At 64.0% G+C, this 11,594-nt stretch carries 11 protein-coding genes; 7 read left to right on the top strand and 4 right to left on the bottom strand.

The genetic code is table 11. The features are described from left to right. Positions 1-278 precede the first annotated feature (278 nt). On the top strand, positions 279-2,471 hold the full coding sequence (locus RMN95_RS08140; protein ID WP_309616435.1) for a CHAT domain-containing protein: 2,193 nt from the start codon (positions 279-281) through the stop codon (positions 2,469-2,471). Between the two features lie 22 nt (positions 2,472-2,493). Here the strand turns inward: RMN95_RS08140 and RMN95_RS08135 are convergent, their stop codons facing one another. Genes RMN95_RS08135 through RMN95_RS08120 form a run of 4 tightly spaced genes read right to left on the bottom strand, consistent with a single transcriptional unit; the run spans position 2,494 to position 7,720 of the window. Next, positions 2,494-2,922 (bottom strand): pyridoxamine 5'-phosphate oxidase family protein, encoded by a 429-nt coding sequence (locus tag RMN95_RS08135; RefSeq protein WP_309616434.1) that lies wholly within the window; start codon positions 2,920-2,922, stop codon positions 2,494-2,496. Further along, on the bottom strand, positions 2,922-5,327 hold the full coding sequence (locus RMN95_RS08130) for a phosphoketolase family protein (protein ID WP_309616433.1): 2,406 nt from the start codon (positions 5,325-5,327) through the stop codon (positions 2,922-2,924). Before RMN95_RS08130 ends, RMN95_RS08135 begins: the two co-directional genes overlap by 1 nt. A 30-nt stretch (positions 5,328-5,357) precedes the next feature. Continuing rightward, a complete protein-coding gene (locus tag RMN95_RS08125) occupies positions 5,358-6,011 on the bottom strand; it encodes a response regulator transcription factor (RefSeq protein ID WP_309616432.1) in 654 nt (217 codons plus the stop codon). Next, positions 6,008-7,720, bottom strand: a complete 1,713-nt coding sequence (locus RMN95_RS08120) for a GAF domain-containing protein (RefSeq protein WP_309616431.1) — start codon at positions 7,718-7,720, stop codon at positions 6,008-6,010. Before RMN95_RS08120 ends, RMN95_RS08125 begins: the two co-directional genes overlap by 4 nt. 194 nt (positions 7,721-7,914) lie before the next feature. On the opposite strand from RMN95_RS08120, the gene RMN95_RS08115 reads away from it, so the two are divergent. The 6 genes from RMN95_RS08115 to RMN95_RS08090 form a co-directional block, all read left to right on the top strand. Further along, the gene (locus tag RMN95_RS08115; protein WP_309616430.1) at positions 7,915-8,742 is read left to right on the top strand and encodes a universal stress protein; all 828 of its coding nucleotides are present in this window, start codon (positions 7,915-7,917) and stop codon (positions 8,740-8,742) included. Next, positions 8,739-9,563, top strand: coding sequence for a putative ABC transporter permease (locus RMN95_RS08110; protein ID WP_309616429.1), 825 nt, complete (start codon positions 8,739-8,741; stop codon positions 9,561-9,563). Before RMN95_RS08115 ends, RMN95_RS08110 begins: the two co-directional genes overlap by 4 nt. 96 nt (positions 9,564-9,659) lie before the next feature. Continuing rightward, a complete protein-coding gene (locus tag RMN95_RS08105; RefSeq protein WP_309616428.1) occupies positions 9,660-10,181 on the top strand; it encodes a hypothetical protein in 522 nt (173 codons plus the stop codon). Between the two features lies 1 nt (position 10,182). Beyond that, positions 10,183-10,620, top strand: a complete 438-nt coding sequence (locus RMN95_RS08100; protein WP_309616427.1) for a pyridoxamine 5'-phosphate oxidase family protein — start codon at positions 10,183-10,185, stop codon at positions 10,618-10,620. 116 nt (positions 10,621-10,736) lie between these two features. Next, a complete protein-coding gene (locus RMN95_RS08095) occupies positions 10,737-11,084 on the top strand; it encodes a hypothetical protein (protein WP_309616426.1) in 348 nt (115 codons plus the stop codon). Positions 11,085-11,095: 11 nt separating this feature from the next. After that, the coding region (locus tag RMN95_RS08090) for an RDD family protein (RefSeq protein WP_309616425.1) at positions 11,096-11,594 on the top strand (499 nt) is incomplete at its 3' end.

Here is an 11,594-nt window from a genome sequence, read left to right as displayed (position 1 = left end):
CGACAATGAAACGTGTTGTCTGCCTCGACGCTGTACGAACGCGGAATTGACTATGGGAACGCCGGCCGTCATGCCGCCGCACGGCGAGCTCTCGACGCCGCGCTCTCGCGCAGCACCGATATAGATCTCACGGCCCGCATTCCGGAATTATCGCCTACCTCGACTCTGAGACCGGGGATGCGGACGGCGCCATCACACGCCTCGAGGTCACGCTGGCCACGCAGGGGCTGACCGCCCACACCCGCGCCATCCTCGCCGGCCAGCTCGGGCTCATCGCGATGTACCGCGGCGACAGCGCGAGTGCGCTTCCCCGGCTGGGTGAGGCGATCGAGGCCCTCACCGACGACCCCGCGCGGCTGGGTCGGGCACATCTCAACCGTGGGCTCGTTTATCTCCAGCGCGGAGACGCGGCTAGCGCTGAGGCCGATTTTGCCGCCGCTTCGGTGGCCTTCGAGCGCAGCGGCGAACCCCTTGCGCAAGCCAGGACACTGCACAATCAGGGCTACGCGGCTCTGCTTCGGGGTGATGTTATCGTCGCGCTTCGGCTCATGGATCAGGCGCGGCCAGCGCTGGCGACGCTCTCGCCCGTCGCCTTGGCGACCTGCGATCAGGATCGCGCGGAGGTGCTTCTGGCCGCGGGAATGTCGACCGAGGCGACAGAGCTGCTGTCCAACGTCGTTGCGATCTACGGATCACGGCGTCTGCGCCGCGCCCAAGCTGAGGCAGAGCTGGTCGTCGCCCGAACGCTCGTGTATTCGGACGCGGCGGCGGCGGGAGTGGTTGCCCGCCGTGCCGCGCGGAGGTTTCGAACCCAGGGCAGCGAAGCCTGGGCGGCGCGCGCAGACGCGCTCGCTACGACCGCCGCCGTGCTGGCCGGCCGCAGTGGTTCGGCTCTCGCGACGCAGGCCACCCACGTTGTGGAGACTCTCGATGCACACGACCTCGCCGCCGATGCCCTCGTGATGCGCCTGCAACTGGCTCGCATTGAGGTGCGCTCGGGAGCGCTCGCGGAGGCGAGGGTGGTGTTCTCCGCCGCGCATGTGTCGTCGACTACCCCGATTACTACCCGGTTGCTCGCCTTCGAGGTCGACGCGGAACTGCGCGCGGCGACCGGAGACTCGGGTGGGGTGCTCGGTCGCGCACGCGATGGACTCGACGCACTGCAGGACTGGCAGGCATCGTTAGGAAGCATCGAACTGCAGAGCACACTGGTGTTTCACAGCAGGCAGCTCATCGGGCATGGCATACGTGCGGCACTCGCCGATGGTCGACCGCAGACGGTCTTCGAGTGGTCGGAACGAACGCGCAGTCTCGTGAGCCGCATTGTGCCGCTGCGACCACCGGCAAATGCTGAACTCGCGGCCGACCTGACCGAGCTGAGGCAGCTGCGCAGAACCGAGCCCGCTCCGGGCTCACCGCAGGCGCATCGGGAGCGGGAACTCAGCAGTCGCATTCGTAGCAGGCAGTGGACTGACGAGGGCTCGGGAGCTGTCTCTCTGCTGTCGACGATCGACGAGGTGAGCGCTGAACTCGCCTCGAGCGGCGCGGTGCTCATTGCCTACCTGTGGAGCGATGAGCGACTCGTGGCTCTGGTTGTGTCTGATGGCGATACTCGGGTCGTCCCGTTGGGTGACTGGGCATCCATTCGTCGACTGCTCGACGGGCTGCTTGCCGACCTGGACATGACTGCCGCAGAGCTTGAGACAGACCTGCGGCAGGCGGTGCGTGCCTCACTCGACGCGAGGCTGTCCCAGCTTGCCCGGGCTCTGATCGAGCCGCTCGGGCTATCGCCCGACCACGGCCGGGTAGTTGTGACGCCGGCCGCTGCGCTCGCGGGAGTTCCCTGGCAGCTCTTGCCCGGGCTCACCGATCGCTCCATCACCATTCCCACCTCGGCCACGCGGTGGCTCGGGCAGCGCGCGAGTCCATTGACGCTCGAGACGGCGGGGTTCGCGGCAGGCCCTCGGGTCGCTCGCGCCGAGCAGGAAGTGCGCGAAGCGGCCGGAAGGTGGGTCGGCGCGCGCCTTCTCTGCCGGGAGGAGGCCACGAGCGGGCGAGTGGCCGCCCTCGCCGAGCGGGTCGATGTGCTCCATATCGCCGCCCACGGCAGGCATGCCGCAGATAACCCGCTGTTCTCGGGCATCGAACTCGCTGATGGTCCCTGGTTCGGCTACGACATCGATACGATCGAGCACGTCCCGACGGTAGTCCTGCTCTCAGCCTGCGAACTTGGTCGCTCCGCGGTGCGCTGGGGCGCGGAGGCGCTCGGTATGGCACAGTCCTGGCTTCACGCTGGGGCGCGCTGTGTGATTGCCGCGCCATCCAGCGTCAATGATGCCGTCGCCCATGAGGTGCTGACCGCGGCTCACGGGTTACTCGCCGGCGGGGCCGCGCCCGCCGACGCTCTCGTGGCTGCCTCCTTGCGAACGGAGTTAATATCCGGATTCCAGTGTTACGGAGCCGGCTGGTAGCGGTGGCGGTTCATCCGGGTCCTCAGTGCTCACCGACGAAACGTCTCCCGGTCACCGTGACTGGTGCGATCCTGATGTAGTTCCACTTAACTGACGAGGTCAGGGTAGACAGCGTGAGCACGCCCGACTCACGAATCTCGGAGTCATATGACATGCGCTCTGCTTTGCCCTTGACCACGATGCTCCAATAGGTTCGACGACCCCTGCCGTCGACCTCGAACGCCACCGACGGTGCCTGCGTGATGTCGACCAGTTTGGAGCCGGGTGCGCTCCTGATGTAGATCACATGGTCGTTGACGAGAAAGTTCACGGGAAAGATGTCTGCTCCGTCGCCGACCCTGATGGCGAGTCGCCCTATCGTTGCTTCCCGCAGGATGGACCAGCATTCCTCCTGGCTCAGTACCTCCATATCGGCGATTTCGTCGGGCCTGAGGCCCTCCGTGCCCGACATCAGTTGGTCTCCTCTCGGCGCAGCCATTCCCAACCGGTCACCTCGGGGCTGTCCTCCCCGTGCTCGTACGCGTACGCGCGCAGCCGGGATCGCTCATCCTCGAAATGCTCGACCAGGCTGTCGTAGCGTTCATGCAGGCCGGGCACACGGCGAATGACATCGATAGCGATCCGGTAGCGGTCGAGATCGTTCATCATGAGCATGTCGAATGGGGTCGTGGTTGTGCCCTTCTCACGAAACCCGAGCACGTGGAAGTTGGCGTGATTCGACTGGCGATATGCGAGCTGGTGGATGAGGCTCGGGTAGCCATGGAACGCGAATATGACGGGCCTGTCCGCGGTGAAGATCGCGTCGAAGTCGCCCTTCGACAGGCCGTGCGGGTGCTGCTCCAGCGACTGCAGGCGCATCAGATCCACCACATTCACGAACCGCACCGACAGCTCGGGCACGTGCTCGCGCAGCAGGTTGACCGCGGCGATCGCTTCGAAGGTCGGCACGTCGCCGGCGGCAGCGATGACAGCATCCGGAGCATGTCCTGATTTCTCGGTGCCCGCCCAGCGCCAGATGCTGGCACCGCGAGCCCCGTGGGTGCGGGCTTCGGCGATGCTCAGAAAGGTCGGGCTCGGTTGCTTGCCCGCGACGATCACGTTGATGTAATCCCTGCTTCCGAGGCAGTGCTCGGCGGTGACCAGCAGTGTGTTGGCGTCCGGTGGAAGGTAGACCCGCACGACGCTCGAACTCTTGTTCACGACGTGATTCAGAAACCCGGGATCCTGATGCGAGAAGCCATTGTGGTCCTGCCGCCACACGTGTGAGCTGAGCAGGTAGGTGAGCGAGGCGACGGGTCGTCGCCACCCCACCTCCGATGCGGATTCGAGCCACTTCGCGTGCTGGTTGAACATCGAGTCGACGACGTGGATGAAGGCCTCATACGAGTTCATGAGCCCGTGGCGTCCGGTGAGCAGATAGCCCTCGAGAAGCCCCTCGATGAGGTTCTCGCTGAGAATCTCGATGACACGGCCCTCAGTGGCGAGGTGCTCGTCGGTGGGTTCCACCTCGCCCTGCCACTGCTTCGCGGTGACCTTATACACGGCATCAAGTCGATTAGATGCCGTCTCATCCGGCCCGAAGATCCGGAACGTTTTCGGATTCAGCCGGATGACATCGGTGAGCCAGGCACCTAGCACCCGGGTGGCTTCCGCCGTCGTTCCTCGACCGTCGGAGACGTCGACCACGTGGGACTCGGCGGGAGGCAACACCAGGTCGGTAAGCACCTGGCCGCCGTTGGAGGCGGGGATCGCGCTCATGCGGTGGCTGCCTCGTGGTCGAATGCTCGAGAGCAGCGGTGTGGGGGCACCGTCGCGATCGAAGAGTTCGTCGGGACGATAGCTGCGCATCCACGTCTCAAGCATGTCGAGGTGTTCGGGATTCTCGGCCACCTGGGCCAGCGGCACCTGATGCGAACGCCAGGTGCCCTCGACGGGCAGGCCGTCAACCTCTTTCGGCCCGGTCCAGCCCTTCGGCGTGCGAAGGATGATCATCGGCCACGATGGTCGCGGCGAGGTGAGTGGGCCTCGAGCGTCACGGCGGATTTCGGCGATCCGGTCTGCGGCGTATTCCAGGGCGGTCGCCATGGCGGAGTGAACCGTCATTGCCTCTTCGCCATCGAATCCGCCGGAGACGAGGATGGGTTCGTGACCGTAGCCTCGGAACAGATCCAACAGTTCTGCCTCGGGGATGCGCGCCAGCACTGAGGGATTGGCGATTTTGTAGCCGTTGAGGTTCAGGATCGGCAACACCACCCCGTCGGTGTCGGGGTTGAGGAACTTATTGAGATGCCAGCTGGCCGCCAGGGTGCCGGTTTCGGCTTCCCCGTCGCCCACCACGCAGGCGACAACGAGACCAGGATTGTCGAGAGCGGCGCCGTAGGCGTGCACCAGCGAATATCCCAGCTCGCCACCCTCATGGATCGAGCCCGGGGTGGTGGGGGAGGCATGCGAAGGGATGCCGCCGGGTGCGGAGAACTGGCGGAAGAGGGCGAGGAGGCCAGCGGCATCGTTGGTGACGCGGGGAAACAGCTCGGAGTAGGTGTAATCGAGCCAGGTGTTGGCCACCATCGCGGGGCCACCATGCCCAGGGCCGGCGATGTAGAGGATGTCCAGTGATCGCTCGACTATCAGCCGGTTGAGGTGGGCGTAGATGAGATTCAGGGCTGGGGAGGTTCCCCAGTGCCCCAGGAGTCGCGGTTTGATGTCTGCCGCAACAAGCGGGCGCGCCAGCAGTGCGTTGTCGCGCAGGTAGATCTGCCCGACCGTGAGATAGTTCGCCGCCCGCCACCAGGCATCGACGACATGCAGCGGGAAGTCGGTGGTGCGCGAGAGTTCGTGCGAACTGGTGATGGTCATGGTTCGACGGTACTCACCACGGTCCGCCCGTTACAGGGTCGAAGGTCCTGAACTCGGAGCACGCGACTCGAGCAACAACACCGCCGCCTGCGTTCTGCGCTGTAGGCCGAGCTTGCTCAGCAGGCCCGAAATGTAGTTCTTCACGGTCTTCTCCGCCAGCGCGAGTCGCTCGCCGATCTCTCGATTGGTGAGCCCCTCAGCGATCAGGGGAAGAATCTCGCGTTCCCGCGCGCTGAGCGATTCGAGGCGCGGGTCGCTCAGGTGCGTGTCGTTGATGCGCTGCACCACGCGCCTGCTGAGAGAGGGATCGAGGAGGGATTTGCCGGCAGCAACGGCACGCAGGGAGTCCGGCAGGCCGCTCGCCCGCACATCCTTGATCACATAACCGGCGGCACCGGCAAGCACAGCGGCATAGATGGCCTCGTCATCGTCGTAGCCGGTCAGGATGAGACACTTCACCTCCGGGTTCTCGGATCGAACCTGCCGGCACACATCAATCCCGCTTCCATCGGGAAGTCGAACATCAAGCACCGCAACGTCGGGACGTGTCGCCCGGATGCGAGACACTGCCTGGGCGGCGGTGCCAGCCTCGCCGATGACCTCGATATCGGCCTCCGCGTTCAGCAGCGCGGTGATGCCACGTCGCACCAGCTCGTGGTCATCCACCAGGAAAACGCGGATCACCGTTCAGCTCCACTGTCGGCCTGCTCAAGGGGCACACGCCAGCTCAGCCGGGTTCCACTTTCATCGGAATCAAAGAGAAATGCGCCTCCGCGCAACAGCGCTCGCTGTTCGAGATTGGACACACCACTGCGCCTCGACTGACCGGCAGCCCCGTGGCCATCATCCACAATCTCGAGCCGGATCTCGCCGTCGATCACTGCCAGGTCGATGGATGTGTGCTCGGCGGAGGCGTGTTTGACGACATTCACCAGTGCTTCGCGGGTGACCGCGATGACGTCTTCGGCAAGATCCTTCGTGATGACGAGGTCAACCGGCCCCGAGAAGCTCACGCTGGGGGTGTGGGCCAGTCGAGGTGCCAGTTCGTTGGCGAGATTGATGATGGAGTGCCTGACCGTGTCGTGGGGGTCCGTTGTGGGAACCGAGAGCGCAAAGATCACGGTTCGGATCTGGGAGATGCTGGCATCCATACTGTTCACCGACAGCGCGATGCGCTCGGCGAGGTCAGGCGATGCAGACCCGGCGATACTCTGCAACTCGAGCCCGGTAGCGAACAGTTGCTGGATGACGCGGTCATGCAGGTCTCGAGCAATCCGTCCGCGGTCCTCCAGCATGGCGACCCGCTGGCGATCCACCCGGGCGGCCGTGAGCTCCATCGCGACGCTCGCCTGGCCCGCGAAGCCGGCGGCGAGTTCAAGATCAGCGCGTGAGAATCGGGGCACCCCGCGAAGCCGGCCCACGAGCAGAACTCCGGTCACTTTCCCCGACGAGACCATGGGCACCGCCATGACCGGTCCGATGGCGCGCCCGCCGCTCAACGTCAACTCAAAGTCTGAGCTGTTGTCGATGAGGCGCGGCTGCCTGCCTTCAACCACGCTCGCGCTCAGCGAATTCTTCGTCCCCAGCATCTCGCCCTGGAGTCGTGCATCATCGATTCCTCGCGCGGTCCTGACCACCATCCTTTCGGGATCGTTGGTGGGCTGAAGAACCCAGACGACATCGGCGTCGGAGAGAGTGAGCACACGGGCGGCGAGAATGGAGAGCACATCGCTGTCATCGTTCGACATCAAAGCGGCGGTGATCTCTGCCGACGCGGCCGCCCATGATTGGCGTCGACGAGTTTCGGCGAAGAGTCGTGCGTTCTCGATCGCGATACCGGCCGTGGCCGCGAGCGCCGTCACGAGCTGCTCGTCTTCTTCACTGAACTCACCCGACGACTGGTTGCTCAGGTAGAGATTGCCGTACACCTCATCACGCACTCGGATGGGCACGCCAAGGAAGCTGGCCATGGGGGGATGACCGGCCGGAAACCCGACGGAACGCGGATCGTCCGACAGCCGGGGGATTCGGATGGGGTGGGGATCCTTGATGAGCGCGCCCAGGAGCCCGTGTCCCTCGGGCAGATGACCGATTTGAGTCACCAGCTCGGGGGACATCCCGACGTTGATGAACTGCTCCAGCGCGCCATCCGGTGCAATAACGCCGAGCGCGCCGTACTGGGCACCAACCAGTTCCAATGCCGACTCAACGATCCGACGAAGCACGACGGGCAGGTCGATGTGTTCGATCACGGCCTGGTTGGCCTTGAGAAGGGCGCGAAGCCGGCCCTGGGTGCCCAGCACGTCGCGTGCTCGGCTCATCAGGTCATCGAGGGCCCTGTCGAGCTCGCCGCGAGAATCGTCAGGAAATGAAAACTGATGCCCCTCGGTCATAGCGTCTCGCTTCGACTATTGCATATGGGAGCTTCACCCTGATCTAGGTCTCGCCGTGCAAATTCTACCCCGGCTCGTGTCATGAGGACTATCGGCCCTACCCCGATCACGGGCGGTGGGGCAACCTCGAAGCACGGGACTGCGATTCACGGCCATCCTGACCGATCTCGCCACACTGAGTCGAGGAGTTGAGGATGCGCGCAACAATTCTGGTCGGCATTGATGCGTCGACCCCGAGCCGATCGGCAATCGCGTGGAGTGTCAGTCGCGCAGCGACACTGGGCGCGGCCGTCGAGCTGATTCACGTGGTCGACAGCGACGTGACGGACAGTCTCGGTCCGGTAGCGCGTGCGCGAGCCACACAGTTTCTGGAGACAGAACGTCACTACGCTCTCCAACTCGGCGGTGATGTTCCGATTGCGACGACCCTTGCCGAGGGGTGCCCACCCGATGTTCTTGCCGAACGATCGAGCGCGTACAGCCTGCTGGTAGTCGGAACCCATAAGACGGGCTTCATCTACGGCCGAGCATTCGGGTCGCGATTTCTCGCCCTGGCCTGGCGGGCGGGCTGCGACATGGCATTCATCCCAGACCAGGGGGGTTATGACAGGCACGGGATTGTGGCAGGAGTCGAGAAGTCACCGACCGGTGACGCGATCATTCGATGTGCCGCCGCCGAGGCGGTGCGCGCATCCGAGGAACTGCTTCTCGTTGCGTCAGGGGGCTCGGGAATGGATGCGCCCGGCGGTGGGAAAGAGATGACTCAGCGAGCAGAGATGGTGGCTGATGCGCTCGCGCTGGCGCGAGCGGCTGAGCCACAGGTTCGAGTTCGATCCACTTCTGCCGACCAGCCCAGTCCGGAAGCACTCATCGAGGCATCGACCAGTGCTTCACTGCTGGTCATAGGTCGGCGTCGCTCGGCGCACGCGATCAGTGGACTACGTGTCGGAAATCATGATGTGTTGATCAATATGTCCAGCCCCGTCCTTGTCGTCCTGGACGACAGCGAGGAGCGCGCATGAAAATTGACCTGTCGGGCCTGTCCACCGGCGATTACGCGTACCTGCTGTTGTGGCTGTTCCTGATCTACAGCTTCGCGGGCGTGTTGATAGAGACCTTTTATTGCTGGGCGGCGGAGCATCGCGGCATTATCGAGTCGAGAGTCGGCATCCTGTATCTGCCCCTCAACCCGCTGTACGGCATTGGCGGCGTTGCGGTCACCGTCATTCTCATCCCCTACATAGTCAATCCGTTCCTGGTTTTCATCATCGGGCTCGTTGTGTGCACGACGCTCGAGTTCATCGCCAGCCTCGTCATGGAACGCCTGTTCAAGAGCGTCTTCTGGGATTACAGCGACAAGGTGCTCAACGTGCAGGGCCGCATCTGTCTGCAGTACGCGATCATCTGGGGCATTCTCTCGCTCGTCCTGATCTATGTGCTTAACGTGATCAACCTGAACGTGATCGTTCGGTTCGCACGCCCCGTGGCCGATGTGGTTCTTCTGGTGTTGAGCGTTCTGGTCGCGGCATCCATTGTTCTCACCCTGCTGGCCTACGCACGCACCGAGCAGAAGAACGCCTACCTCAGGACGATTCAGGCGGGGACGGATGCCACGCTCCCCGACTCATGGTGGGGTCGCGTTGTTGATCGGCTCGTGCCCGATTCGATTCTGATCAACTCTTTTCCGCGGATGAGCATCATCACCGAGTACCAGGAGCTCAGCAACCAGCCGCGCAAAGTATGGCGACTCGACCTGCACCTCGGCCGGCCTTCGGCGTTGCGGGCCGAAGCGCGTGAGCGGCATGATCGCGTGCACGCCGCTCAGATTGAGACATCCCCGTGAAATTTGGCAGAGTTGGCTCGCCGGGACCTTCGGCACTGTGATCGTCACGCCTAGGGGCGTGAACTGGACGTAGTTCACGTCGATGAGGGAGTTGTGATGCGCGCGATCATTGTCTTTGAGTCACTCTGGGGAAACACGGAAAAGATCGCACGTGCCATTGGGCGTGGTCTTGATCCGACTCTGTCGGTCGACATCGTCAGCTCCGACGCGGCGCCCGACTCGCTCGAGGGATACGACCTGGTCGCGGCGGGAGGTCCAACGCACGCGTTCTCGATGACCCGCGCGGCCACCCGCAACGAGGCCGCTCTGCATCACGGCGCGCCGTTCGTTCCGGCCAGGGGCATACGCGAATGGATCGATGGGTTATCGCCAGTCACGTCGCCGTTGCGCGCCGTCACCTTCGACACTCGCGTTGATGCGCCTCGACTTCCGGGGTCGGCTGCGAAGGCCGCACGACACGAACTGCGGTCGCTGGGATTCGACGTCGCCACCAAGCCACACTCATTTCGCGTCCACGGGTACGAGGGCCCTCTGGTTGACGGGGAATTAGCGCGTGCCGAGAAGTGGGCCCGGGGGCTTGCCGGTTCACTGGTGGGGGGCGTGACCCATGTCGCATAAAGTGACTGAGGACGGGTGGTCACCGCAAGGCCCCGTGGTGGAGCTGTCAGACACCGCCAGTTGGGATCTGCTGGGGAGCAGGAGTTTCGGGCGGCTCGCGGTCAGTGACCATAACCGGCCCGAGATCTTCCCGGTCAACTACTACAGCGACGGCCGCACGATCCTGTTCCGTACGGCCGAGGGCGAAAAACTTCACACCCTCACGCACAACATGCAGGTCGCCTTCGAAGTGGACGCCGAATCTCAGGGCAGCATCTGGAGCGTCGTCGTGAAGGGGCGCGCCATGGTGATCGACCTCGAACCCGTGCTGTCGAATCGTGTTCTCGACGCGTTCCCACCCTGGGTGCCAACGCAGCCCTTTGTCTACGTCGTTATCTCCCCGGATTCGATCCGCGGACGGGTATTTGAACATCGACTCCCGATCGGTCACCTGTCATGATTCGGGCGGAATCGTTGCGGCGCATGTATGCCGGCGGGCGACCCAACAGGTGGGCCCGATTCCTGAACCGCATCAGCGCCACGATATTCTCACTAGGAGTCGCTCCGAGCACGGCGGTGACACTTGACACGGTCAATCCGGTGTCGCGCACCCACCTCACGCTGCCGGTGGTGATCGCACACTTCGAGCACAACCAGTATCTGGTGTCGATGTTGGGCCAGGGCTCACGGTGGGTGCGCAATGTGCGAGCAGCAGGTGGGCAGGCCGTGATCCGCGCTGGGCACCGACGGCGAGTGGTGCTGGAAGAGGTGTTGGATGACCGTCGCGCGCCGATACTCAAGGCCTACCTGGCACAGGCACCCGGTGCCAGACCGCACATCCCAGTCGACCAGTCCGAGCCAGTCGCCGCGTTCGCTGCCATCGCCTCCGACTTCCCCGTGTTCGAGATTCACGACGTCGGCTGAGGATCGCCCTGATGCGCGAGGCGAACGTGCGCAGCATCCCGCTCAATCGACTGGTTGCGTGGCTGGTGGATTGGCTGGTCATTCTGGTGTGGGTGGCAATCGTCGCGGCCGTCGGCGTTCCCCTGTTCCTTGCGGACATCACGGCACCGTTAACGCCGATCGCTCTCAACCTGGTCGCGTTTGTGACGCTTGCGTTGCCGGTGACAGTTGCGTTTGCTGCCCTGGAGTCAAGTTCACGAGAGGCGAGTCTTGGAAAGCGAGCCAGGCGTCTGCGAGTGGTTGACTCCACGACCGGGCTGCGGGTCACCTTTTGGCGCGCGCTGGTGCGTAACACGCTGAAGATTGCAGTTCCCTGGTCAATCGGCCACGCTGCTGCCTACGGATTTGTCGTCTCCAGCTCCACCGGCGCAGTGCCTGCCGGGGTAGTGGTGGTCACGGCGCTCGCGTACGCGCTTCCGCTGTTGTATGTCCTGTACCTCTTCATCGGCTCGGGCAGAACTCCCTACGATC

The sequence above is a fragment of the Salinibacterium sp. genome (genome assembly GCF_031364185.1).
In the GTDB taxonomy this organism is placed as follows: Bacteria; Actinomycetota; Actinomycetes; order Actinomycetales; family Microbacteriaceae; genus Rhodoglobus.
This window is presented reverse-complemented; position numbering and strand designations above follow the sequence as displayed.

What these genes read in the sequence shown, in the direction of transcription:
- RMN95_RS08115 (WP_309616430.1), top strand. Translation starts at nt 7,915, where the DNA reads ATGCGCGCAACAATTCTGGTCGGCATTGATGCGTCGACCCCGAGCCGA.
- RMN95_RS08140 (WP_309616435.1), top strand. Translation starts at nt 279, where the DNA reads ATGTACCGCGGCGACAGCGCGAGTGCGCTTCCCCGGCTGGGTGAGGCG.
- RMN95_RS08130 (WP_309616433.1), bottom strand. Translation starts at nt 5,327, where the DNA reads ATGACCATCACCAGTTCGCACGAACTCTCGCGCACCACCGACTTCCCG.
- RMN95_RS08120 (WP_309616431.1), bottom strand. Translation starts at nt 7,720, where the DNA reads ATGACCGAGGGGCATCAGTTTTCATTTCCTGACGATTCTCGCGGCGAG.
- RMN95_RS08135 (WP_309616434.1), bottom strand. Translation starts at nt 2,922, where the DNA reads ATGTCGGGCACGGAGGGCCTCAGGCCCGACGAAATCGCCGATATGGAG.
- RMN95_RS08110 (WP_309616429.1), top strand. Translation starts at nt 8,739, where the DNA reads ATGAAAATTGACCTGTCGGGCCTGTCCACCGGCGATTACGCGTACCTG.
- RMN95_RS08105 (WP_309616428.1), top strand. Translation starts at nt 9,660, where the DNA reads ATGCGCGCGATCATTGTCTTTGAGTCACTCTGGGGAAACACGGAAAAG.